Origin of the sequence: Shewanella sp. SM68, assembly GCF_025653925.1 — a bacterium.
Lineage (GTDB): Bacteria > Pseudomonadota > Gammaproteobacteria > Enterobacterales > Shewanellaceae > Shewanella > Shewanella oncorhynchi.
Window position 1 is genome coordinate 88,135 of record NZ_JAKKRU010000011.1, and the last position, 23,507, is coordinate 111,641.

Below are 23,507 nucleotides of genomic sequence, written 5' to 3' on the forward strand. Positions count from 1 at the left end.
AAGGAACGTACTTTACATGCCTACACCCGCTCACGATTTATCGGCTATGCCAAATTCACTTGCCGTCGATGTGGCTATTATCGGCGCAGGACCTTCAGGCGCCATTGCCGCCAGCTTGCTACACCAACAAGGCAAGCGCGTGCTGGTGTTAGAAAAACAACATTTCCCCCGTTTCTCCATCGGTGAAAGTTTACTGCCCTGCTGCATGCAGTTTATCGAAGAAGCCGGCATGTTAGATGTGCTCAATGCCGCCGGATTCCAACATAAAAATGGCGCCGCCTTTCGTCGCAATGGCACTTACACCACCTTCGATTTTACCGATAAATTTACCCCAGGGCCGGGCACCACATTCCAAGTGCAACGCGCTAGTTTTGATAAACTGTTAGCCGATACCGCCCAAAGCCAAGGGGTCGACATCCGCTACGGTGAAACCGTCGAGGCGATAGATTTAACCGAGAATCCATGCTTAATGGTGCGCAATGAACAGGGCGAGCTTTATCAAATCAGCGCCCAATATGTGCTTGATGCCAGTGGTTTTGGCCGCGTGTTACCCCGCTTGCTCGACTTAGAAAGTCCATCTTGCCTACCACAGCGCAGCGCCATCTTTACCCATGTGGAAGACAACATCAGCGATCCTCACTTTGATCGAAATAAGATTTTAATCAGTGTCCACCCTGAGCATAAAGACATTTGGTATTGGCTCATTCCCTTTAGCAATGGCCGTTGTTCACTCGGCGTAGTGGCAGAACCGCAATTACTTGCGCGTTTACAAGGTTCGCTTGAGCAACAATTGATGAACATAGTCAATGAAGAACCAGGACTAAAAGCCCTACTGGCAAACGCTAAGGTGGTGCAAGAATGCGCCACACTCAAGGGTTATTCAGCCAATGTGTCACGGCTTGCGACCGACAAGTTCGCCCTACTGGGTAATGCCGGCGAGTTCCTTGATCCGGTATTTTCCTCCGGCGTCACTATCGCCATGCAATCGGCATCGATGGCGGCAAAATGTGTGACTAAACAACTCAATGGCGAAACGGTTGACTGGCAAGCCGATTACTCAGCGCCTTTAATGCAGGGGGTGAATACCTTCCGCACCTATGTGCAAGCTTGGTATGATGGCCGCTTTCAGGATGTGATCTTCTATGAAGAACCGAATCCACGCATCAAGCAAATGATTTGCTCGATTCTGGCGGGCTACGCTTGGGACCTCAATAATCCCTTCGTTAAAGACTCGGAGCGCCGCCTGAACATGGTGGTCGAATTGTGCCAAAACCAAGTTGCCATTCCTGAATTTGCAGAGGCGTAACCGCATGTCGCTTAACTTTGGCGCGAAATGGCGAGTGTTCCTCGCGCTACTGATCATCAGTCTGGGGCTGACGGGATGTAGCGAACTACTATTTAGGCAAACCTGTGTCGGCCTCGCTAAAGACATGCGTTATTGCTTGGCGCCACTGCCCCATGATTTTGCCCCCGCAGCCGATAAACCTCTGACTAAGCCGACGGCCAAACCCGCCGACATTAGCAGCCCGCAAACCGAGAGCAAAACGGGCGTATCCTCACCCCAGTCCTTTAGCCAAAAGGTCAGCATTAAAGTGGGTGATAAATCCCACGAGCTGCTCACTCAATTAGAGTTAGAGAATGAGCGCATGACGCTCGTTGGCTTAGCGCCACTCGGACAGGCTTTGTTTACCTTAGTTTATGATGGTAATACACTCAGCAGTGAACAAAGCGTGCTGCTAGGGGACAGTTTTAAAGCTGAGTATTTAATGGCGATGATGCAACTGATCTATTGGCCTGAGCAGAGTATTCGCGCCCATTTAGAAGGTGGTCATTTAGTCACAGGCCTTTGCGATACGGTTGGGGGAAATCAGGGCGATACGCTTATAGGCACCCGAGAGAATACAATCCCCTGTCGCCAGATCTATAGTCAAGACACCTTGATCAGTAAAAGCGGCCAGCAAACCCATGTGGTGCAAATCCGTTATCAACAAAATATCGGCGATGCTCTTTGGCAAGCCCACATCAGCTTAACTATGCCACAAGCTAAGTTTGAGCTAGAAATCGAACCTATTTAATCTGTTAGCATCCGCACTTAACTGTGCCATGGTAAAAAGACACACAATGATGAACAGAGTAGCTATTACACAGATTGGATTGTGTACCCCGCTAGGGCAAGATCCCCAGCAGGTTTTAGACCGCCTGATCGCCGGTGATACCAGTGCGATGCTACGCAGTGACACTCTCCTGTTCGAGCACCCAACCTTAGTTGCCCCCGTGACGACAGCGCTACCAACCATTCCCGAAAAACTCATTCAGTTCGATTGCCGTAACAACCAATTACTGCTGTGCGCCGCACTGCAAATTGCGACCACAGTTGAACAAGCGAAACGGGATTTTGGTCATGCCCGTATTGGTGTTGTGCTAGGCACAAGCACTTCAGGGATTTCAAAAGGTGAAGCCGCGCTGAGCTACCGCAATCAACACGGATACTTTCCAGCGGATTACCACTATTTCCAGCAAGAGCTCGGCAGCACCAGCGACTTTTTACGCCAATATTTTGAGCTAGATGGCCCTTGCTACACAATTTCAACCGCCTGCTCATCCAGCGCCAAAGTGTTTGCCAGTGCCAAACGCCTATTACAGGCTAACCTCTGCGATATGGTGATTGTCGGCGGTGTCGACAGTTTATGCCAACTCACAGTCAATGGTTTTCACGCCTTAGAATCTGTCTCGAAAGGCCACTGCAATCCTTTTAGTATCAACCGTGATGGCATCAATATCGGCGAAGGCGCGGCGTTATTCACCCTCACGTTGGGCGAGTCAGAGGTCATGCTAGCGGGTATTGGCGAGTCGAGCGATGCCCACCATATGTCGGCGCCACACCCCGAAGGCGCAGGCGCCATCACCGCCATGCACGCGGCATTGCAAGATGCACACATTGCAGCAAAAGACATTGGTTACATTAACTTGCACGGTACAGCCACGCCTAAAAATGATGCGATGGAAAGCCGCGCCGTGGTTGAAGTGTTTAGTGTAAACGTACCGCCCTGCAGCTCGACCAAGCCCTTAGTCGGCCATACCTTAGGTGCCGCTGGCGCCATTGAAGCCGCCTTCTGTTATTTATTACTTTCAGCACATAATCACAGCCAAGCCCTACCGCCCCATCAATGGGACGGACAAGTCGATCCACAGGATCCGTCCATTGCCTTGGTCGAGCGCCATCAAGTTGCCGCTAAGGGCGCGCTTAATTATGTGATGAGCAATTCCTTCGCCTTTGGCGGCAGTAATGCCAGCCTGATTTTTTGCCGTAACGAGGCCTAGTACCATGCAGTTGCTTAAGATCAACCAACCCTTTGCCGAACAGGATATTGCCGATTTTATTCCCCATAGGGCACCGATGATTTTGCTCGATAAAATCATTGGCTATCGGCGCGATAACCTAGAGACCGAAGTCACTATCACAGCGCAAAGCCCTTATTTCGATGATAAATATCAAGCCGTACCCAATTATGTGGGTATCGAATATATGGCCCAAAGTATTGCCGCCCTTGCTGGGGTTGAGGCAAAGCTTCGCAATGATAAAATCCGCGTTGGTTTTCTATTGGGTTCGCGCAAATTAACCTTGTATGCCAAGCAATATGAGCTCGGGCGCACCTATCGCACCCAAGTCAGCCGCCTCTATCAAGAGGGATCGGGATTAGCGGTATTCGATTGCCAAATTTATCTGCTGCCCGAAGCGGGTTCTGAGCGAGAAAAGAGCTTAGTGGCCCAAGCCAATGTGAATGTGTTCCAACCTCAGGACACACAAGCCTACCTTGCAGCCAATCAAGACGCGGCAAATAGAAGCCTTGGGCACTAAAGCTATGGTGTAGATAAAAAGCATTAAAGCGCCTTAACAAGCGACCTTTTTACCATAAATACATGAAACCCCATACCGACACATAACGATAAAATGGGGTGGAGAAAACAGATGAATAACAGAGTATTAGTTACCGGTTCGAGCCGCGGCATTGGTAAAGCCATCGCCCTAAAACTCGCCGCTGCGGGTTTCGATATCGCCCTGCATTACCACAGTAACCAAGCAGCTGCAGATGACACTGCCGCGCAAATCCACGCGCTTGGGGTGAATGTGAGCCTGCTGAAATTTGATGTCGCCGACCGCGCAACCGTCAGAGCCGCCATCGAAGCCGATATCGAGGCCAATGGTGCCTATTATGGCGTGATCCTCAATGCTGGCATCAACCGCGATACCGCCTTTCCCGCCATGACAGAAAGCGAGTGGGACAGCGTCATCCACACTAACTTAGACGGTTTTTATAATGTCATCCACCCCTGCGTCATGCCTATGGTACAAGGCCGCAAGGGCGGGCGCATCATCACCTTAGCCTCAGTTTCTGGCATTGCGGGCAACCGTGGCCAAGTCAATTACAGCGCCTCAAAAGCGGGTATTATCGGCGCGACTAAGGCATTGTCATTAGAACTGGCAAAACGCAAAATCACCGTCAACTGTATCGCCCCCGGCTTGATTGAAACCGACATGGTGGCCGATATTCCTAAGGATATGGTCGAGCAATTAGTGCCGATGCGCCGCATGGGTAAATCCAGTGAAATCGCCGCCTTAGCCGCCTTTTTAATGTCTGACGATGCCGCCTATATCACTCGCCAAGTGATATCGGTCAATGGAGGCATGATCTAAATGAGCGAGCCGACAAATCAAACCCGCTTAGGGAAACGAGTGGTTGTCACTGGCATTGGCGGCATTACCGCCCTAGGCCATGATTGGCCGACGATAGCAGCGAGCCTTAAGGCGCAGAAAAACTGTGTTGTCACTATGGGCGAATGGGATAAATACGATGGCCTCAATACCCGCTTAGCCGCGCCCATTAGCGACTTTGAAGTGCCAAGCCATTATTCGCGCAAGAAAATTCGTTCTATGGGTCGGGTTTCCATCATGGCGACCCGCGCCAGCGAGCTTGCATTAATCGATGCGGGATTGTTAGACGATCCTATCGTGTCCTCGGGTGAAATGGGTATCGCCTATGGCTCGTCCACTGGCAGTACCGATGCCATCATCGCCTTTGGCGATATGTTGAAAACCGGTGATATGTCGGGCGTCACCGCCACGAGTTATATCCGCATGATGGCACACACCACAGCGGTAAATGTGGGGGTATTTTTCGGTTTAAAGGGCCGAATTCACACCACTAGCAGCGCCTGTACCTCAGGGAGCCAAGGCATAGGTTACGCCTATGAAGCCATCAAATACGGTCATCAAACCTTAATGTTGGCGGGCGGCGGTGAAGAACTCTGCCCCACAGAAGCTGTCGTGTTCGATACCTTATTTGCCACCAGCACTAAAAACAGCACTCCCGAACTCACGCCACGCCCCTTCGATGCGAGCCGTGATGGCCTCGTGATTGGCGAAGGTGCTTGTACGCTGGTACTCGAAGAGCTAGAACACGCCAAGGCGCGTGGCGCTAAAATTTACGCTGAGTTAGTCGGTTTTGGCACGAATTCAGATGGCCAACATGTTACCCAACCGAATGCGCAGACCATGGAGATAGCCATCAGATTGGCGCTCAAAGATGCGCAGCTTGAGCCTAGCGCCATAGGTTATGTGAACGCCCACGGCACGGCAACGGATCGCGGTGACATCGCCGAAAGCCACGCGACCCATGCAGTTTTTGGTGCTGGCATGCCGATTTCATCCCTTAAAAGCTACACGGGCCACACCTTAGGCGCATGCGGCGCGTTAGAAGCTTGGGTGAGTATTGAGATGATGAATGCGGGCTGGTTTGCGCCGACACTCAACCTTGAAAGTATCGACTCACAATGCGCCGATTTGGACTATATCCGTAACGAACTGCGCCCAATCGACACAGATTATGTCATGAGTAATAATTTCGCCTTTGGTGGTATTAATACCTCGCTGATTTTTAAACGCTGGGCCCAATAGCAACATATAAAAACCACATAAGGACATCACCATGAAACCACTGTTTGCAGGTATGCTGCTTAGCATCAGTTTATTAAGCTCGCCTTTATTGGCTCAGGAATATACGGTTGAAACCTATCAAGAAATCTTTAAGGGTGATAACCAATTCAAGCAAAAAGAAGCCATTGAATCACTCACCATCGCTGGTTTATCCGATCCTGCCATTTTTGATGCGCTCGAAGCAAAGCTACTCGCATCTTTGCCCCAAGCCACTGAAAAAAATGCCATTGACTACAGTGCTTGGTTAGTCAAAGGCTTAGCTTATTCAGGCAATGATAAGTACAGCGAAACCATCAACAAGATTGTTAATGGTGATTATCCTAAAAAACTCAAAAAATACGCAGGTCAAGCTTTAGAAAACATAACAATATATAAAAAATGGAATGCGATTCTTGCGGATAAAAGCCAATATACTGCCGATCAAAGTCAGCAAAATAATGCCTTGGCCAATGCCCTACGCAGCAATGATTTAGAATTAATGCGTCTCGCGGCTAAACGCATCATGGATGACCGCCAGTACGATGATTTTATCCTAGCCGTACTCAGTAACGAATTGAAAACAGCACGCTTAATGGCCGATGACAAACTCGCCATCGATACCTATGCCAACATGGCAAAAGCGCTAGCTAGTTCGGGGAATACCGCTTACCGCGATGTGATTGAGAATATTGCAACCGCGAGCTCAAACAAAAAACTCAAAAACTACGCCGAGAGTTATTTGAAGAAATACTACTAAACCTACCCGTTTTACGCTTAATCGAGCAAATCATGGCCGAGCTTATCCTCGGCCATTTTTATATCCGTTTGGATCACTTTTTAAATTACTGTTGGCCTTAGCGTTTGCTGAAATTGCCTATACAGGCTTGCGATGGCATTCACTCACAACACTGTGAAAGAAACCTAGGGAATCTAAGTTGATAAACGAGAGTTACGGAAGGCGAAGAGGCAGTTAAACATAGATATTGTTCAGAGTGAGGCATACCATGTTACTGGCTCGACGACACGCAGCAAGTCCATCCTTGGATGCTCGACCGCCCCGTCCATGGGGCGGACGGTCGTCTCACCAATCACCATGGTTTGCCTTTCGAGCACAGGCAACATCTGTAAGCTTAAAAAGCTAGAGTCACATTAATAATCTGAAAGTAGAACAGTTATAACTAAAAACTAATATACTAAACGGTAGGAGGCTTATTATATTTTTATTATGAGAAATCGTTAAACAGATGAAGATATTGCTCAAACTCACTTCCGGTTAAAAGTTTTACACTATCATCGTCTTTCATCTTTCGGATTAAATTTTCAGTAGAGATTTCAACGCCAACCTTATTACTCCGATGCAAACAAATAAGACTTTCCAGATGCTCGCACTTCCCAAACTTATCAAACTTGCTTATTAAGCTTTCTAAGTTACTATGAAAAGCCTGTTCCATGTTATAAAGATGACTAGGCTTATAAGCATGTTCTCTAATATTAACTATAATATTCCAAACTGAAGTATACTGTTCCAGAGCCTTTTGCGCATTATCTCCATTTGGATCGCCGATATAACTAATCTCGCGTTCACATCCAGCCCAATTATATTTGCCAGAACGATACATAAGCACATAATTCAACTTGATCTTTGGGTAAAGTTCGTAACTAAAAACACTTCCAACGAGCTCTATAAAGGAAAAAGCTGTGTTTGATGGCAAATTAACTAAAGCAGCGTCTAACCTAGCGCAAAGTTGTTCCGTTCTTCGCAATGAAACCTGATGAAAAGCACAAAATAGTGCGACTATCTCGTACGCAACATCTTTAGTTACTGCAGGGTACATTAGTACCGGATTAAACTCGATTATCGAGAAAAAATTATTCGCCTTGATAAAATCTAAATACTTTGGTTCAGATAGAGTTAACCGCCTTTGAAAAAATCGGCTTAGATACTCCTCGGAATCAAATTGTTCTCCATAAACAGCCTTAATTGAACACTCCAACTGTTTAGTATCTGTAGACATCACGAAAACCAACTTAGGAATATCAAACAAATGTTTTATCACCTCAAGCATTTCAATTGCATATGTAGGTCGACAGCGATCTAATTCATCAATAAAAATATAAACTTTATTTTTATTAGACAGTTCACAAACTTTCTTTATTAAATTAGACAACTCCATTTTAAACTCAACGGCAAACTCTTTATGCTTGTTATGTATTGAAAATATCTCTCTCCCAAACTCGCCTAAACGATTCTTTGATACACTTTGATCATTAGCCGTATCTTTAACTGCCACACCAATTTCTTTAAGTAAATCGCCAAACTCACTACCTAGAAAATGTTTACCTAAAGCCATGGTGATTACTGGCAAAAAGTTTTTTGCTAACTTCCAGCCAGCATTGAATATTTTACTTTCGGTTTCCGAAAAGTCTGTTATTCCACTCTGACATTTTAATTTAGTCAGCAGTTCAGCGGTGACAAGGGCAAGTGGATCGTTTAGATAATCAGATTCCCATGCGTCGATTTTGATCGCAACATATCTTTGCTCCCCAAGTTTACGACACCAATTATCGACAAAGAAGGTCTTACCCGTACCCCACGCGCCGTTAAGATTCGCTACATATGCTTTTTCATCACTTCGAGTATCCAAGTACTTCGTAAACGCATCAGCCTGCTTCTCTCGAATTTGCCTGTAAGCACAGGTTGAAAAAGCTAGTGAAGATGTAGAGTCATTCATGAGTTTTTATTCCATATTTCGTATACTTTGCGGCTCAATGTTACTGCCAATCAATATTTCCTTATTAGTTTCTCTTTTATATGATATTTGACGCTCAAATAACACTGAAATCAAAGGAGTACACCATCACCTCGGAGTTGCCGCAGGGCATTAGCGTTCGTTGCGTGATCGAGGCATGGATGCCGAGATAGCGTCAGTCGAATCAGGGACGAGCGTCTGACGCGATAGCATAAGGACGCTTAATGCCCAAGGGGCTTTCAACTCCGTTGGGGACGCCGGGGGATATCCAAAAGGGGAACAGGTGCTTTTCCCCTTTTGGTCGGGTGTGGGGTGAAGTCCCACGACTTTGACTTTGATTCTGCGTTTAGCTTTAGCTAAAGCTAAAAACGCTTGGCCTAGCATTTGCTTATCCACCACGGCGCATTGACAAACAGATGACAAAGCGCGATGACGCCATTATGGATAAGCCAAAATAATAGGGAGCCCCCGATCTGCCATGAAATCCACTATAAGATCCATGAAAATCACCTTAGATGACCTTAAAGGGCCTGAAATTGCAGTACTTTTAACAGAACACCTCAACGATATGCGGACAACCTCACCGCCTGAAAGCGTCCACGCATTAGATCTTGATGGCCTGCGTCAACCCAATATTCGCTTTTGGACCCTATGGGATGGCAATAATTTAGCGGGCTGCGGTGCACTAAAATGGTTAGATACCGAGCACGCGGAGATCAAATCCATGCGCACCGCCGCGCCCTATAAGCAGCAAGGTATAGCGTCTAAAATATTGCAGCACTTGATTAACGATGCCAAAGCCGCAGGTATCAAACGTCTGAGCCTAGAGACAGGTTCGATGGACTTCTTCAACCCCGCTCGCCTGCTCTACTGCAAATTTGGTTTTGAAATCTGTGGCCCCTTCGCCGATTATCGACTCGATCCCAATAGCGTGTTTATGACGAAGAGAATCTAAAACACATGCGCCTTAGTCTTTGAAATTCATCTCTAAGGCGCTTTGCTGCAGTTAAGTATTCGCTCGCTTAACTACTGATGCAGTTCTGTGCCCGTTCCACCAATGGATAATAAACCCAAGTAACAACCCCCAAAATGCACTGCCGATGCCCAGCACACTAAAACCCGATGCCGTGACCAAGAAAGTGATCACCGCTACTTCGCGATCTTCCGTTTTAGCTAATGCGGCGGTCAGGCTATTGGCGATAGTGCCAAGCAGTGCTAATCCGGCGATGGCCAGTACTAATTCCTTCGGGAAAGCGGAAAACAGGCCAACCACAGTGGCGCCCAATAACCCAGTGATAAAGTAAAATACCCCGCCCCACACCGCAGCCCAGTAACGGGTCGCGGGATTCGGGTCTGCTTCTTTACCCATACAAATCGCCGCTGTGATAGCGGATAAGTTAAAGGCAAAACCGCCAAAGGGTGCGAGAATGACCCCTATTAACCCTGTGCTCGTGATCAAAGGTGAAATGGGCGGCCTGTAACCATTACCATGCAGCGCAGCAACGCCCGGCATATTTTGCGAGGCCATAGTCACCACAAACAGCGGCAGCGCCACGCCAATCACACTCGCCAACGAAAACTCAGGTGTAGTCCACACCGGCATCGCCAGTTGCAACTGAACGGCATCTAGCTTGAGTAAATCTAATTGAAAACTCATGCCTATACCCACCAACAAGGTCAGCAAGATGATGTAACGCGGCGCAAAAGGCTTAACGACGACAAACACCAACAACATGATCAAAATTAGACTCAGCTGGGTTTGCATCGCCTGAAATAGCCCTAGGCCAAATTGCAGCAGAATCCCCGCCAACATGGCTGAAGCGACTGACTGCGGCATGATACGAATAAGTTTATCCATCCAGCCCGCCACCCCGCAAAGAGTGATTAAAATCGAACTCACCAGAAAAGCGCCTATGGCTTGGTTTACGCTCAACCCCGCTAGGCTAGTCACCATCAGCGCCGCGCCCGGTGTAGACCAAGCCGTTAGAATAGGATTCTTGTAGTAAAGCGATAACCCTATGCTGGTCACGCCCATGCCCACACCTAAAGCCCACAGCCATGAACTGATCTGTGCAGGTGTCGCACCCACAGCCTCCGCCGCTTGAAAGATGATCACAGCCGAGCTGCTATAACCCACTAATACCGCAATAAAACCCGCTGATATTTTTGATAAACTCCCTGCATCTCGCCACATATCCACTCCCTTTCTCTGCAATTGATGTCGCCATTACTTTGTGCGCTATAACTTATAAAATGAACAAGATAGCTTTTGTGCGCTATAACGTACGAGATGGACAAGATAACACCTGTGCGTTATAACGTACAAACTAAATTTTTATAAAAATGATGGGGCCATTGTGCAGACGATAAACAGCTATCTCGCCACCACGCTTAAAGCACTTCGCAACCAAAAGGGATGGAGTTTAGATAAAGCCGCCCAAGAGACTGGCGTTAGTAAGGCCATGATAGGACAAATCGAGCGCGGTGAATCAAGCCCAACCATTGCGACGCTGTGGAAAATTGCCAGTGGATTCAATATCTCGCTGTCGACCTTTCTCGAACCCACACCCCAGAGCCAAGGCGCAGTATTCCGTAAGCCCGACGAGTTACGCCAACAACCCGCCACCGACGGCATGCTAGTCGCCTCACTCTTCCCCTTTGAAGAGCGCTTCGGTTTCGAGATGTTTGAACTCACGCTGCTGCCAAACTATGAGCGCCTTTCTGAGCCCCATGAAACGGGTGTCACTGAGCATGTCATTGTCTTGAGCGGCACTATGGAAGTGCTAGTCGATGGCGAGTGGCAACCACTCAAGCAAGGTGAAGCAGTACGATTTGCGGCCGACAAACCCCATGGCTATCGCAATCTAAACGACCAAGCCGTGGTATTCCACGACATCATTCACTATCAAAGAGGCAATGAATTTAGCTTGTAGTAGCTTATCTAACGCCAGTAATGCAGAGTTCAAGTACCAACAATGCCAAAGACCAAACCATTCACTGCCGATAATCTGCAGCGCTTGCACTCGCCAATTCATTAGAATAAACTTATTGAAAATTTTCTAATGGTAGGAGCAATGCTATGTTTCAATCTTTACTGGCTAAGTTATCCGGCAGCCACTCGGGCGAAAAATGTTGGCAATTGATTGAGCAAGGCGCACGGGTGATTGATGTGCGTTCACCAGAGGAATTTGCCTCAGGTCACTTGCCCCAAGCCATTAATGTGCCATTGCCAACGCTCGACCAATGGTTACACCAAGTCGACAATAAGCAACATCCCTTCGTGCTCTACTGTGGCGCAGGGATTCGAGCACAAAAGGGCTGCGACATTCTCAAGGCCAATGGCTTTAGCTGCGTGGTAAATGGTGGCTCGCTTAAAGATTTAGTCTGCTGCCAGCCGAGCTAATTTAAGCCTTGGTTGTGCGGCGCTAATCAGGCCAGTCTGTACATTGTGATGACTTAAATATCTGCGAGGTGGTGTATGCATAAAACAAATCATGCCAAAACGTTACAGTTTGAAGCCACACAGGTTAACCCTGCTGAAAAGCCGCTTGGAACTGAACGCCATACACGCTTTATCATCAGTCGTAATCGCGACCAAGCCTGCACTAAGGTGCGTTATATTGAGACAAGCACCCTCGCCAATGGCTGCAGCCTTTGCGAATAAACAGCTAAGCGTGCCACTTAAAACTAGCCACTCGAGTCTAGCCGCTCAAACCTAGCCACTTAAGCCAAGCGTGCTTAGCTGAAATGCACATACAAAAATGCCAGCCTATTAAGGGCTGGCATTATTTATTCAGCTAAATCAAATGACTCAGCTAATCAACGGAACAATTAAGCTTTCAGCTGATCGATACTGTGTTTCGCTTCGCCCATGCCTTTGTCGTGGGCTTCAGGACCCATGTTCAGCGCTTCGGCGTAAACCACTTCAACATTGGTGATCCCCATAAAGCCTAAAACCGTTTTCAAGTAAGGTACAACATGATCCGTTGGGCCATCTTTGTGAGCGCCGCCACGGGTCGTCACTAACACAGCGCGTTTACCTTCCACTAATCCTTTTGGACCCGTTTCAGTGTAAGTAAAAGTCACACCAGCACGGGCGACAAAATCGATCCAGTTTTTAAGTTGAACCGGAATCGTAAAGTTGTACATAGGTGCAGCGATAACAATCGTATCGTTCGCTTTTAATTCAGCGACTAAGGTGTCTGATAAGGCGAGCATTTCTTGCTGACGTGCCGATAATTCTGCACCACCGCGTAACCCAGAAGCGATTTCACCGTCTACCATAGGCAGTACGTCTTTACCGCCTAAATCACGTACTGTAATAGCGGCGCCTTGGTTTCCCCAGTGGCTCGCTAAGTGGTCAATTAACACGGCAGATTGTGAATAACCGCCAAGAATGCTTGATTTTAAAATTAAGACTTTAGACATAATCTGCTCCGAAAATAGGTAAATGACTCAGAGTCAGATGGAATATCTCAACTCTATGACGCTAGTGTATTAGCCCATAAAAAAGAAATAAAGCGGATAAAATCTGAGATTAGCTTCGATTTTTTAGAAAGGTTATACGTCACCTTCGACATACAAATACACTAAGTTGTTTTCAACGCATTCATACTTTCGACGTACTAACATACAGGCCTTCAAAAACCGCACACAGTGAATCCATACAATACAATTGCACTTCCAGCTTCACCTTAACCCTGCGCCCCCTTTGTAACGGGCTGAGATCCACATCTGGCCATTGTACTTTTACCACAGGGTCACAAGTCACAGGAGCAAGATAACGAATATGGGCATCGGCGAGCACAATATCACCCGCCACGCCCACCAACTGTTGATTTAGCCAGACTGCACCCCAGCCTGTTAAGGTCATCAAGGTATAAATGCTGCCCGCAAACATGGTCTGATGCAGATTAATATTGGGCATCATCGGCGCTGTGACTCGAAATTCTCCCTCGCTGTAATCGAGTGGCATTATCTGCATAAACTCGCTAACGGGGATCGTACTGTGCCAAGTCTGGCGTAATTTAATGAGTAATTGATCCATGTGCATTCCCTTAATACTCCCTCTTGGTACAAGCGACATTGATTATGCCTAGCCCCCATCACCTAGACCCCTAGATAAACATCACGATAGAAGCTACACCTGCAGATTAAAGGTCACTGGGCCATCATTGACTAAGGACACTTGCATATCGGCGCCGAACTGTCCGGTTTCTGTGTGAACGCCCTTAGCGCGGCAGAATGCGACAAACTCTTCATACAAGCCTAAAGCTTGTTCCGGCGAACCCGCCCCTGAAAAACTCGGCCTCAAGCCTCGGCCTGTATCAGCGGCCAAGGTAAATTGTGACACGACTAATAAAGACCCACCGACTTGTTCTAGATTGAGATTCATCTTGCCATTTTCATCGGAAAAAACGCGATAACTCATGACTTTAGTCGCCAACTTTTCCATCTTCTCGCGGGTATCTTCTTGCTCGACACCGAGCAGAACCAACAAGCCTTTGTTGATTTCACCTAAGGTTTGGTTATCAACCACCACACTGGCGTGACTCACTCTTTGAATTAACGCAATCACAACTTTTCCTTTTAGATTAAGGCTTAACGGGAACCATTTGCGGCATTAGCGGGAGCGGGCGGATATATTGCTCTACGCCATCAGGCAAAGATTGTACGACCTGCGCTAAGCCGCCATTAGTCCACAGCATAAAGCGACGTAATTCTTCTATTTCAATACGGTCGGCAAAGGTCACTGTACCTTGCACTTGGATCACAGCGCCTTGGTCCAGCAACACAAACTTGGCAAAATTAAGCTTCTGATTCAAGGTACCAATCACGGCAGGCAACTCTTGGCTGGCCTGCAATTGCGGGTGCACAGCATAGAAGCGATTCATTAAAATACGGTCAATGCCCGCCGAATTGATACTCGGCTCAAGCAAGAATTGGTTATTACCAAACTGCACAGCCACTTTAGTCGGCGCAACTTGGGTGGCCAGATAATTTGCGTTAATCAACGCTTGATACAAGCGCTCAGCGGCAGTTTCATTGGTCAACCCACCGAGTTCAACAACTTTGGGCGCGACAGGTGCACTCACGTTCTCCTGAGCAACCACTGGGTCAATAGCGCTTGTTTGAGAAGGGGCCGTGGTAGCGCACGCGGTTAATCCGAGTAAGCTGGCACTGATGAGCAATGTTTTCATTGTATTTCCCTTTGATGTATCCACGACCACATAGCATGGATTTCTGCTGTAACCGCCAAAAACAAAGACTCACTATTGAGCATATGTCCGCCATCGACAACAGATTGAATTGTAATAGCATGCTCCAACCCAGCCAAAAAATCGCGTAATAGCGTCGCTGGGCAAATCGCATCCTGCATTCCTTGCAATAACACACTACGCGCCTTCACTCTAGGCGTCACGCGCTGTAACACATTCATCGCATTGAAGTAATTATGTCGAGCAAAGTGTAACTCGATATTGGCTAATGCTAATACGGATTCGGGTAACAGCCTTGGTAGCACTAACCTCGCCCCCGCAAGCTGCAACTCCCACTGTACCCAACGCCGCGCAAAATGGTATCGCACATTTTCATCTGCCGATGCCAAACCTTGATGGTACGAATCCAGCAGTTCAGTCAGCGATAACTGAACCGGAAAAATGTCATTGAAGAGTCGATAAGCAGCAGGTTGCAATTTTGCAGCGCCATCAGCGCCATAGAGCCAGTCGAGACCTTCTTTGGATGGAATAAATAACGCCCACAGTACCTGTGCAATCACCCGCTCTGGGAATAATCCGCTGTAAATTAAGCCTAATGTGGCCCCAAAAGAGCCGCCTGCTAAACACCAACGCTCAATACCCAATGCAAGGCGAATCGCCTCAATATCGCTAATCAAACCAGTGAGATGGTTGTTGGCTAAATCGCCAAAGGGTAAAGATTGTCCAGAACCGCGTTGATCTAAAAGCAAAATCCAATATTGATCGCCATTAAATAAAGCTAAATCACCGATATCACAACCCGCTCCTGGACCGCCGTGCAAATACAGCAGTGGGATACCTTGTGGATTACCGTATTGCGCCAGATGCAATTGCTGACCATTGCCAACGTTAAACCAGTCGCGACGGATAAAAGATGGGAAGGATTCAGGCATTCAGTGTCATCGCCATTAATAATCCTCTAATGGGGTCATTCAGATTTAGCCACCGCCTTAAGTGCCGTCACCTCAGCCGAAGTTAACACCGCAGCGGAATTTTCTTGGGAGACATTTTCTAGGGGCTTAGCATTCAGAACGGTTTCGTCATCATCTGAGCTCGACTCATAATCTAAATACTCAGGCATCGCGGCGGTAATTTCCGCGCCGAGTAATACTATCATCCACGATAAATACACCCAGACAAAGATAATGGGGATCACGGCTAAAGCACCATAAATCGCTTCATAACTCGGAAACTGAGTGACATACAAAGCAAAGGCTTTTTTACCTAACTCAAACAAGATTGCGGCAACAATCGCCCCTAATAGTGCATGTAGAAACTTCACTTTTTGATTAGGCACCACCATATACAACAGCAAGAATGCCGCAACTGAGAACAGCATGGGCAAACGCTCAAGAAACACGGGCACCACACCCGACAACTGACCATCAAAAACCTTCAATGACACCACGTAGGAAGTGGCAACCAAACTGGCCCCCACCAATACCGGGCCCAAAGTGATGACCATCCAATACATAGAAAAAGCCACCACCACTGAACGCTTCTCTTTAGTACGCCAAATGTTATTGAGCGATTTATCAATGGCGGAAATTAGCAAAATGGCAACCACGACTAAGGCCGCAATCCCGACCGCAGTCCCCTTAGAGGCATTGGCTACAAACTCATTGATATACACTTGCACTGTGTCGCCAGCGGCGGGTAAAAAATTCTGATAAACGAAACCTTCTATCTGTCCACGTATCCCCTTAAATACCGGAAAAGCTGACAGCATAGACATAGTCACCGCCACCATAGGCACGAGTGACAACAGTGTGACATAGGCTAAATGTCCGGCGCGGATATTGATTTGATCTTCAACTAAACGCCGTCTCAAATGCAGCAGGAAGTGCCAGATCCCGAGGAATAAGGCGCGAATTTGTGCCAGTTCTATCTTCTTAGTCACGGGTTTCTCTTGATTCTGTTGGTATAGACTCGTTATCTTCGTACAATAAACACTTAATTTACAAGTCTAAGGAGTGAATTGATGTCTCAACAAGGATCTGCAGGTAACGTTATTTCCGCTATTGCTAGCCTATTTTTTCCTGGGCTAGGCCAATTATTGCAAGGCAGAATAATGGCCGCACTGTTATTTTTCATTATCACAGTGGTGGGTTATGCCCTCTGGTGGCTGATTGTGCCCGCGGTAATAGGTGCTATCTTTCATCTGTGGAGCATTATCGATGCGGCTCGATTTAAAGCCGATTAATTAATTTCATTCAGCGACGGAACACCCAATGAAAAGACTGATAGCTTCAGGGCTGATTGCCACAAGTCTCCTGCTTAGTGGTTGCCAGAGTGCCTACTACGGCGCAATGGAAAAGGTCGGTTACCATAAACGCGATATTATGGTCGACAGAGTTAAAGATGCGAAAAAATCCCAACAGGATGCTCAAAAAGAGTTCAGCTCTGCCCTAGAAGAAATGCAAGCACTGCTCAATTACAGTGATGGCAACTTAGAAAAAGCCTATAGCAGAGCCAAAGATGAATACGAATCGGCTCAAAGTGCCGCCGATAACGTCAGCAACCGCATCAATAAAGTCGAAGATGTAGCCGAAGCCCTGTTCGATGAGTGGCAAAATGAAATTAGCGAGATCAGTAAAGCCAACCTACGCCGCAACAGTGAAACTAAACTCAAAGAAACGCGCCGCGCCTATGAACAATTGATCAAAAGTATGCGCCGTGCCGAGTCAAAAATGCCGCCGATACTCACCGCCATGAAAGACAATATGCTGTATCTCAAGCATAACTTGAACGCCCAAGCCATTGGTGCGATTAAAAGCGAATTTGCGAGTCTGCAAACCGATATTTCGGCCCTGATTAAAGAGATGAACACCTCGATTAACGAATCAAGCAAATTTATCGAAGCACTCGAAAAATCAAAAAATTAATCCAAATGCTCCACTGAATTCCTAAGCCCTAGCAACTAAATTGCTGGGGCTTTTTATTCTTTGTGTGACCTCGCCCTATGTCCCTGCAAGCCATACTTTATTTGTGCAAGACTAAAACACTTAGCTTTGTGAGCTATGGCGCGCTTTAATTGATTGATAGCGCGAATCTTAGATCTGACGCACAATTTCACTTATTACTCAAAAACTTATCCTCAGTTCACCACTCAGAGCCTGTACTTGTAACTTATTAGCTGTATTCATCACTATGACTTTTATCGAATCACTCACGCTGATGTTGGCACTCATGTATCTCGCCTCCCTCAGCTATTGGAGCGGCCAGAAATGGGGCGCGGTCGCCACACTGTTGCTCAGTATCGGTGCGGTGGCAATGAGTCTTTATTGGCCACTGGCTCTCGGGCTTCTTATTGCACTGCCACTGATGCTACTTGGGCATAAATTTGCGCCTGATGCACTCAAGGGTGAAATTAAAATCAATACCCTTCGTGAAGGGACTCAACATGTCTTAGCGCTATCGCTCTTGCTGGTTGCCATACAATACACAATCAATACCGTACTGCTTAAGCAAGGAATCACACCTTGGCTAATGCGCCCAGACGTAGTCGATGCCTTTTTACCGATTGCGGGTGGCATTGAGCTTAAAGCCATTATCAGCCTCAATTTGTGGGATCAAACCCATCCTGCGGCAGCAGTCATGCTAGCGGCGGTATTACTCACAGGTTTACTCTGCAAGCGGGCATTTTGCGGTTGGGCTTGCCCATTAGGTCTGGCAGGGGAATACCTGTATTCCTTTAGAAAACGCTTTATTAAATCAGAGCTTACACCACCTTCTTGGCTAGATTGGCCACTGCGAATGTTGAAATATCTATTACTCCTAGCACTTTGCTACATAGTCATTGGTATGCCAGCACAATCCATCCCCCATTATCTTGAAGGTAATTATCATAAGATTGCCGACTTAAAGATGGCATTGTTCTTCCTAACACCCAGCCTAATCACGCTACTGGTATTTGCGCTCATCCTCGCTTTAGCTGCATGGCGTCGTCAGGGATTCTGCCGTTACTTGTGTCCCTATGGTGCAATGCTTGGGATCTTAAGCTTTGCGAGCCCATTAAAAATCCGCCGCAATACCCAGCACTGCCTTATCGAAGCAAAAGGGATGAAATGCGACAAGTGTACCCGCGCTTGCCCAGCAAACATCATAGTGCACACTAAAACCACGGTTCGCAGTGACGAATGCCAAGCCTGCATGCGCTGTGTCGCGGCTTGCCCTAAATCTGCCGCCCTCGGCCTTGGGCTGAAATCCGGCCACAGACTCGGTCATAAGGGATTGCTCGCATTAGTGCTTATCGCATTATTTATCCTACCGCTGGGCGCTTACTTAGCAGGTTTCTGGCATAGCCAAACACCAGACAACATCCGCATGGAATTGATCCAAGTGATTAATAGAATTGGGCACTAGAACACGCGACATCACTAGAACACCTAAAATGACACATATGATGGGATCCAATTGCGATGGAATAAAACACTAACGAAATTGAAAAACAGCAGCAGATAAGACTAGAAAACCTCAAAATGGAAACCCTTAGGTACAACTAAAGGTTGACCCGCTTAGTAGGAGTAATCTGAAAGGATTAAAATAAAATCATATAGAACAGATGCTTAATTGACACAAAATCTAATTACTGGTCTAATTCGCGCGCATTTAATAAAGGAATGTATTAACCAAAGGAATTATTGTGTGAAAAAATCATTATTGATCGCTCTTACTGCTCTACCATTATTTGCTTATGCTGGCCCATTCGATTCAATCGTTAAATCAGCAACTCAATCTGTCACTGACACAGTGAATGATACGGCGACCAATGCGTTAGACAGCGCAACGAATGAAGCGATTAAAAATACATTCGGCATTAAAGAAGGCTCAACCAAGCAAACAATCACTGAAAAATTAGGTGCGCCTGCTAGTACTTATAATGAAGCGGATCTAGAAGTTTGGGCCTATGATCTTAGTGCATTAAATGCAGCTTCTCCAATGCTGGCAGAAACCACTAAGACTTTGCTAAAAGATAATGAAGTCGCTCAGAAAAATGTGACTATCAGCTTCAAAGGTGAAAGTGTCAATGCGGTAAAATTGGCAGATAAAGCTAAGTCATAAGCTTGACTGCTCACTCGATAGGGCTCTAAGTCCTATCGAGTATCCCGATGTCCTCGGCCGCACCACAGCCATGATAGGCGTTAGCAATAAAGCCACTGCCAAGTAATACTATCCAGAAAAACCTCACCTGCCGCCTAGTGACACACTCAGCTAACGCAATCCAGTAACCTCTCATCAGCAACCCCTGCTAAGCAATACCAACAAGCTTTGCCTGATTTTGAACCAACCCAACAGGCTGTGTTAAATAATACTTGGGCTAAATGATACATTAAGTGAATGCAAAACAATTTTGTCTCACAGACCATACTGCAGATAATGGCTTACATCACTCTCTGCAGTATTTTTAATATATACGTCATAAAATTGATTACAATCAGGCAACAGCTAGACTTTATCGCAGATAATATTCCTATACGGATATTAGAAAAATGGTTTTATGTTCCCCAACGGAGCTAACCTATGCGACCCGACCGACAGCAATTGATCCATTCGTTATTTGACGAATATATTGAGATGTATGCCTCCCGTGATGACAGGCTAACTCGTCGCTTTAGTGATAACTTTAGCGGCTATGCAGGGAGCAGTGACCAGCTTGTCACCAGCAGGGAAGAATGGGTGCGAATCACTCGTCAGGACTTTGCACAAGTGCCTGAGCGAATCCACATCGAAATGTTAGATCTTTCTTTACAAGACCTTGCCGACAACCTCGTGGTTGTGACTGCCTTTTTCCATATCCACTTACCTATCCCTAATCCTATGCTTTCCCGCGAGACAGCACGGCTAGTGTTGATATTTCACCGAGAAAACAACGACTGGATGATTGTCCACAGTGGCATATCCATCCCCTACGGCTTAGCCCACAAAGGAGAAATTTACCCGATCGCGCGATTAGAGGAACGTAACGTCGAACTTGAATCCATGATCACAGCTCGAACTAGTGAACTGGCAGAAGCCAATAGGCAACTTGAAATACTCAGCAATACCGACGGTTTAACCAATATCGGCAATCGCCGCCTATTTGACATGATGTTACAAACGGAGTGGAGTCGGGGACAAAGGAGCAATTCCTCACTGGCCCTCATCATGCTCGATATTGACCACTTTAAACAATTTAACGATCACTATGGCCACCTCGCCGGAGATGATTGCCTTAAACAATTAGCGAGTACACTGTCCCAGTCCGGTCGCAGAGCGGGCGAATTAGTCGCTCGCTACGGCGGCGAAGAATTTGTCATTCTATTACCGAATGTCGATAATCAAACCGTACTTGAGACAGCGCAGCATATACATCAGTTGATCCAAGCCATTGCCATTCCGCATGCAAATACCGACCTTGGGATTGTGACAGTGAGCGCAGGCATCGCCTATCTGCAACCCTCTAACAAACAAAATGCTTTAGAACTCGTTCGCCAAGCTGACGCCGCTCTCTACCGCGCAAAATCCGCTGGCCGCAATTGCATACGGGTGATGGATAAGGACTACTAATACCCATTACTCAATTTATCCCAACAAAAAGCCCTGCACAGTTTCCTATGCAGGGCTTTTTAAACCGATTGACTCACCTTAAGGGCGTGTCACCTGAGTTAACAGGCTGGCATTAACCGCGGTTAAAGCGCTTACGATCGTTTTCAGTCAAGTGTCTCTTACGAACACGAATGTTCTTAGGCGTTACTTCAACTAATTCATCATCATCGATGAACTCAAGCGCTTGCTCAAGTGTCATTGTGATTGGCGTAGTCAACACTTGGGCTTCGTCAGTACCAGAAGCACGCATGTTGGTCAGCTGCTTACCTTTCAAACAGTTAACTGTCAGATCGTTTGAGCGAGCGTGAATACCAACCACTTGGCCTTCGTATACTTCAGCGGCATGGCCGATAAAGAGACGACCACGATCTTGCAGACCGAACAGTGCGAAGGTCAATGCCTTACCCGTTGCGTTAGAGATCAATACGCCGTTAGCGCGTTGACCGATATCGCCACCTTTGTGCGGACCATAATGGTCGAATGAGTGATAAATTAGACCAGTACCAGAAGTCGCTGTCATAAACTCAGTTTGGAAACCGATTAAACCACGGCTTGGGATGATGAAGTCGATACGTACACGACCTTTACCATCAAGCTGCATGTCTTTCATTTCAGCTTTACGGGTACCTAATTTCTCGATTACTGTGCCTTGATCTTCTTCTTCAACGTCAACAGTCAACGTTTCAAATGGTTCACACAGTTCACCGTCGATAGTTTTCAGAATAACTTCTGGACGTGATACGGCTAACTCGTAACCTTCACGACGCATGTTTTCAATCAAGATTGATAAATGCAATTCACCACGGCCAGATACACGGAAGCGATCTGGACTTTCTGTTTCTTCAACACGCAGTGCCACGTTGTGGACTAATTCTGTTTGCAGACGCTCCAGAATGTTACGTGAAGTCACATACTTACCTTCTTTACCTGCAAAAGGTGAAGTATTAACCTGGAAAGTCATGGTCAGAGTAGGTTCATCAACAGTCAAAGGTGGCATAGCTTCTACTGCACCAACGGCACAGATAGTGTCAGAAATTTTCAGCTCGCCTAAACCAGTGATAGCAACGATGTCGCCAGCGTTAGCAATTTCAACTTCAGTACGGTCTAGACCCATGTAACCTAATACTTGTCCCATTTTACCGTTACGAGTTTTGCCATCAGCGCCAATAATAGTCACTTGTTGGTTCGTTTTAACGCTACCACGCTTGATGCGGCCGATACCGATAACACCCACGTATGAGTTGTAGTCGATTTGCGAAATTTGCATCTGGAACGCGCCTTCGGCGTCAGCATCTGGGAAAGATACTTTTTCAACGATAGTTTGGAACAGCGGCGTCATATCATCGCTCGCTACATCCGGATCTAAAGTTGCAAAACCGTTTAACGCAGAAGCGTAAACGATTGGGAAATCTAGCTGCTCGTCAGTTGCACCTAAGTTATCGAACAGGTCGAATACTTGGTCAATAACCCAATCTGGGCGTGCACCTGGACGGTCAATTTTGTTGATAACAACGATTGGCTTTAGGCCTTGAGCAAACGCTTTCTTCGTTACGAAGCGAGTTTGTGGCATTGGACCGTCAACGGCATCAACCAGCAATAATACTGAGTCAACCATAGACAGAACACGCTCAACCTCACCACCGAAATCGGCGTGGCCTGGGGTATCAACGATGTTAATACGGTAGTCGTTCCACTTGATGGCAGTATTCTTTGCCAGAATCGTGATCCCACGTTCCTTTTCAAGATCGTTGGAGTCCATCACCCGCTCAGTGGCTTCTCCTCGGGTTGCAAGGGTGCCTGACTGTGACAGCAACTTGTCTACCAGGGTCGTTTTGCCATGGTCAACGTGTGCAATAATGGCGATGTTACGTAAATTCTCTAGCACGGATAAACCTCTTACCATCAAACAAAAATAGGGATATTTCAGTAATTCGTTAT

25 protein-coding genes are annotated in these 23,507 nt (G+C 46.8%); 16 read left to right on the forward strand and 9 right to left on the reverse strand.

The window, feature by feature from the left end; translation table 11 throughout:
* The first annotated feature begins 16 nt into the window (after nt 1–16).
* The 7 genes from L5M40_RS17215 to L5M40_RS17245 all read left to right on the forward strand — a co-directional run bounded on the left by L5M40_RS17215 (nt 17) and on the right by L5M40_RS17245 (nt 6,731).
* Entirely contained in the window at nt 17–1,306 is a 1,290-nt protein-coding gene (locus L5M40_RS17215; protein WP_263176783.1) for an NAD(P)/FAD-dependent oxidoreductase, read from the forward strand.
* Nucleotides 1,307–1,310: 4 nt separating this feature from the next.
* Entirely contained in the window at nt 1,311–2,075 is a 765-nt protein-coding gene (locus L5M40_RS17220) for a DUF3261 domain-containing protein (protein ID WP_263176784.1), read from the forward strand.
* Nucleotides 2,076–2,121: 46 nt separating this feature from the next.
* Nucleotides 2,122–3,321, forward strand: a complete 1,200-nt coding sequence (locus tag L5M40_RS17225; RefSeq protein WP_263176785.1) for a beta-ketoacyl-[acyl-carrier-protein] synthase family protein — start codon at nt 2,122–2,124, stop codon at nt 3,319–3,321.
* Nucleotides 3,322–3,325: 4 nt separating this feature from the next.
* Nucleotides 3,326–3,859 (forward strand): hotdog family protein, encoded by a 534-nt coding sequence (locus L5M40_RS17230; RefSeq protein WP_263176786.1) that lies wholly within the window; start codon nt 3,326–3,328, stop codon nt 3,857–3,859.
* A 111-nt stretch (nt 3,860–3,970) separates the two neighbouring features.
* Nucleotides 3,971–4,696 (forward strand): 3-ketoacyl-ACP reductase FabG2, encoded by a 726-nt coding sequence (locus tag L5M40_RS17235; protein ID WP_263176787.1) that lies wholly within the window; start codon nt 3,971–3,973, stop codon nt 4,694–4,696.
* Nucleotides 4,697–5,956, forward strand: coding sequence for a beta-ketoacyl-ACP synthase (locus tag L5M40_RS17240; protein ID WP_263176788.1), 1,260 nt, complete (start codon nt 4,697–4,699; stop codon nt 5,954–5,956).
* Nucleotides 5,957–5,987: 31 nt separating this feature from the next.
* Entirely contained in the window at nt 5,988–6,731 is a 744-nt protein-coding gene (locus tag L5M40_RS17245; RefSeq protein WP_263176789.1) for a hypothetical protein, read from the forward strand.
* A gap of 466 nt (nt 6,732–7,197) precedes the next feature.
* Here the strand turns inward: L5M40_RS17245 and L5M40_RS17250 are convergent, their stop codons facing one another.
* A complete protein-coding gene (locus L5M40_RS17250; RefSeq protein ID WP_263176980.1) occupies nt 7,198–8,706 on the reverse strand; it encodes a KAP family NTPase in 1,509 nt (502 codons plus the stop codon).
* A 496-nt stretch (nt 8,707–9,202) separates the two neighbouring features.
* Between L5M40_RS17250 and L5M40_RS17255 the strand changes: the two genes are divergently transcribed.
* On the forward strand, nt 9,203–9,679 hold the full coding sequence (locus tag L5M40_RS17255) for a GNAT family N-acetyltransferase (protein WP_263176981.1): 477 nt from the start codon (nt 9,203–9,205) through the stop codon (nt 9,677–9,679).
* A gap of 51 nt (nt 9,680–9,730) precedes the next feature.
* Here the strand turns inward: L5M40_RS17255 and L5M40_RS17260 are convergent, their stop codons facing one another.
* Nucleotides 9,731–10,918: a benzoate/H(+) symporter BenE family transporter gene (locus L5M40_RS17260; RefSeq protein ID WP_131524016.1), complete on the reverse strand. Its 1,188-nt coding sequence runs from the start codon at nt 10,916–10,918 to the stop codon at nt 9,731–9,733.
* Between the two features lie 163 nt (nt 10,919–11,081).
* On the opposite strand from L5M40_RS17260, the gene L5M40_RS17265 reads away from it, so the two are divergent.
* The 3 genes from L5M40_RS17265 (at nt 11,082) to L5M40_RS17275 (ending at nt 12,388) form a co-directional block, all read left to right on the forward strand.
* Nucleotides 11,082–11,657 carry a helix-turn-helix domain-containing protein gene (locus L5M40_RS17265; protein WP_263174576.1) on the forward strand — a complete coding sequence of 192 codons (576 nt, stop codon included), beginning with the start codon at nt 11,082–11,084 and terminating at the stop codon, nt 11,655–11,657.
* A gap of 146 nt (nt 11,658–11,803) precedes the next feature.
* On the forward strand, nt 11,804–12,127 hold the full coding sequence (locus L5M40_RS17270; RefSeq protein ID WP_105251132.1) for a rhodanese-like domain-containing protein: 324 nt from the start codon (nt 11,804–11,806) through the stop codon (nt 12,125–12,127).
* Nucleotides 12,128–12,202: 75 nt separating this feature from the next.
* On the forward strand, nt 12,203–12,388 hold the full coding sequence (locus L5M40_RS17275; protein WP_212600269.1) for a hypothetical protein: 186 nt from the start codon (nt 12,203–12,205) through the stop codon (nt 12,386–12,388).
* 167 nt (nt 12,389–12,555) lie between these two features.
* On the opposite strand, the gene azoR is transcribed toward L5M40_RS17275, so the two are convergent.
* From azoR to L5M40_RS17305, 6 genes are all read right to left on the reverse strand, one after another.
* The gene (azoR, locus tag L5M40_RS17280) at nt 12,556–13,152 is read right to left on the reverse strand and encodes an FMN-dependent NADH-azoreductase (RefSeq protein WP_212600268.1); all 597 of its coding nucleotides are present in this window, start codon (nt 13,150–13,152) and stop codon (nt 12,556–12,558) included.
* Nucleotides 13,153–13,333: 181 nt separating this feature from the next.
* A complete protein-coding gene (locus L5M40_RS17285; protein WP_212600267.1) occupies nt 13,334–13,771 on the reverse strand; it encodes a thioesterase domain-containing protein in 438 nt (145 codons plus the stop codon).
* A gap of 93 nt (nt 13,772–13,864) precedes the next feature.
* Nucleotides 13,865–14,302, reverse strand: a complete 438-nt coding sequence (gene dtd / locus L5M40_RS17290; RefSeq protein WP_263176982.1) for a D-aminoacyl-tRNA deacylase — start codon at nt 14,300–14,302, stop codon at nt 13,865–13,867.
* 16 nt (nt 14,303–14,318) lie between these two features.
* Nucleotides 14,319–14,924: a hypothetical protein gene (locus tag L5M40_RS17295; RefSeq protein ID WP_263256963.1), complete on the reverse strand. Its 606-nt coding sequence runs from the start codon at nt 14,922–14,924 to the stop codon at nt 14,319–14,321.
* Nucleotides 14,921–15,874, reverse strand: coding sequence for an alpha/beta fold hydrolase (locus L5M40_RS17300; RefSeq protein WP_168826472.1), 954 nt, complete (start codon nt 15,872–15,874; stop codon nt 14,921–14,923). The genes L5M40_RS17295 and L5M40_RS17300 overlap by 4 nt, the downstream gene beginning before the upstream one ends.
* Nucleotides 15,875–15,909: 35 nt before the next feature.
* Nucleotides 15,910–16,881: a virulence factor BrkB family protein gene (locus L5M40_RS17305; protein WP_263176984.1), complete on the reverse strand. Its 972-nt coding sequence runs from the start codon at nt 16,879–16,881 to the stop codon at nt 15,910–15,912.
* An 81-nt stretch (nt 16,882–16,962) separates the two neighbouring features.
* Between L5M40_RS17305 and L5M40_RS17310 the strand changes: the two genes are divergently transcribed.
* The 5 genes from L5M40_RS17310 to L5M40_RS17330 all read left to right on the forward strand — a co-directional run bounded on the left by L5M40_RS17310 (nt 16,963) and on the right by L5M40_RS17330 (nt 21,530).
* Nucleotides 16,963–17,184, forward strand: a complete 222-nt coding sequence (locus L5M40_RS17310) for a hypothetical protein (RefSeq protein WP_006079786.1) — start codon at nt 16,963–16,965, stop codon at nt 17,182–17,184.
* A gap of 28 nt (nt 17,185–17,212) precedes the next feature.
* Entirely contained in the window at nt 17,213–17,866 is a 654-nt protein-coding gene (locus L5M40_RS17315; protein WP_263164370.1) for a DUF2959 domain-containing protein, read from the forward strand.
* A gap of 265 nt (nt 17,867–18,131) precedes the next feature.
* Nucleotides 18,132–19,346, forward strand: coding sequence for a 4Fe-4S binding protein (locus L5M40_RS17320; RefSeq protein ID WP_263174592.1), 1,215 nt, complete (start codon nt 18,132–18,134; stop codon nt 19,344–19,346).
* Nucleotides 19,347–19,628: 282 nt separating this feature from the next.
* Nucleotides 19,629–20,045: a hypothetical protein gene (locus L5M40_RS17325; protein WP_105251122.1), complete on the forward strand. Its 417-nt coding sequence runs from the start codon at nt 19,629–19,631 to the stop codon at nt 20,043–20,045.
* A 459-nt stretch (nt 20,046–20,504) separates the two neighbouring features.
* Entirely contained in the window at nt 20,505–21,530 is a 1,026-nt protein-coding gene (locus tag L5M40_RS17330) for a GGDEF domain-containing protein (protein WP_263176985.1), read from the forward strand.
* A 112-nt stretch (nt 21,531–21,642) separates the two neighbouring features.
* Here L5M40_RS17330 and typA read toward each other — a convergent pair whose 3' ends face one another.
* A complete protein-coding gene (gene typA / locus L5M40_RS17335) occupies nt 21,643–23,454 on the reverse strand; it encodes a translational GTPase TypA (protein WP_105251119.1) in 1,812 nt (603 codons plus the stop codon).
* Nucleotides 23,455–23,507: the final 53 nt, after the last annotated feature.

Bases quoted from the DNA above. Each gene is read 5' to 3' on its own strand.
- L5M40_RS17215 (WP_263176783.1), top strand. From the start codon at position 17: ATGCCTACACCCGCTCACGATTTATCGGCTATGCCAAATTCACTTGCC.
- L5M40_RS17220 (WP_263176784.1), top strand. From the start codon at position 1,311: ATGTCGCTTAACTTTGGCGCGAAATGGCGAGTGTTCCTCGCGCTACTG.
- L5M40_RS17225 (WP_263176785.1), top strand. From the start codon at position 2,122: ATGATGAACAGAGTAGCTATTACACAGATTGGATTGTGTACCCCGCTA.
- L5M40_RS17230 (WP_263176786.1), top strand. From the start codon at position 3,326: ATGCAGTTGCTTAAGATCAACCAACCCTTTGCCGAACAGGATATTGCC.
- L5M40_RS17235 (WP_263176787.1), top strand. From the start codon at position 3,971: ATGAATAACAGAGTATTAGTTACCGGTTCGAGCCGCGGCATTGGTAAA.
- L5M40_RS17240 (WP_263176788.1), top strand. From the start codon at position 4,697: ATGAGCGAGCCGACAAATCAAACCCGCTTAGGGAAACGAGTGGTTGTC.
- L5M40_RS17245 (WP_263176789.1), top strand. From the start codon at position 5,988: ATGAAACCACTGTTTGCAGGTATGCTGCTTAGCATCAGTTTATTAAGC.
- L5M40_RS17250 (WP_263176980.1), bottom strand. From the start codon at position 8,706: ATGAATGACTCTACATCTTCACTAGCTTTTTCAACCTGTGCTTACAGG.
- L5M40_RS17255 (WP_263176981.1), top strand. From the start codon at position 9,203: ATGAAATCCACTATAAGATCCATGAAAATCACCTTAGATGACCTTAAA.
- L5M40_RS17260 (WP_131524016.1), bottom strand. From the start codon at position 10,918: ATGTGGCGAGATGCAGGGAGTTTATCAAAAATATCAGCGGGTTTTATT.
- L5M40_RS17270 (WP_105251132.1), top strand. From the start codon at position 11,804: ATGTTTCAATCTTTACTGGCTAAGTTATCCGGCAGCCACTCGGGCGAA.
- L5M40_RS17275 (WP_212600269.1), top strand. From the start codon at position 12,203: ATGCATAAAACAAATCATGCCAAAACGTTACAGTTTGAAGCCACACAG.
- azoR (WP_212600268.1), bottom strand. From the start codon at position 13,152: ATGTCTAAAGTCTTAATTTTAAAATCAAGCATTCTTGGCGGTTATTCA.
- L5M40_RS17285 (WP_212600267.1), bottom strand. From the start codon at position 13,771: ATGGATCAATTACTCATTAAATTACGCCAGACTTGGCACAGTACGATC.
- L5M40_RS17295 (WP_263256963.1), bottom strand. From the start codon at position 14,924: ATGAAAACATTGCTCATCAGTGCCAGCTTACTCGGATTAACCGCGTGC.
- L5M40_RS17300 (WP_168826472.1), bottom strand. From the start codon at position 15,874: ATGCCTGAATCCTTCCCATCTTTTATCCGTCGCGACTGGTTTAACGTT.
- L5M40_RS17310 (WP_006079786.1), top strand. From the start codon at position 16,963: ATGTCTCAACAAGGATCTGCAGGTAACGTTATTTCCGCTATTGCTAGC.
- L5M40_RS17315 (WP_263164370.1), top strand. From the start codon at position 17,213: ATGAAAAGACTGATAGCTTCAGGGCTGATTGCCACAAGTCTCCTGCTT.
- L5M40_RS17320 (WP_263174592.1), top strand. From the start codon at position 18,132: ATGACTTTTATCGAATCACTCACGCTGATGTTGGCACTCATGTATCTC.
- L5M40_RS17330 (WP_263176985.1), top strand. From the start codon at position 20,505: ATGCGACCCGACCGACAGCAATTGATCCATTCGTTATTTGACGAATAT.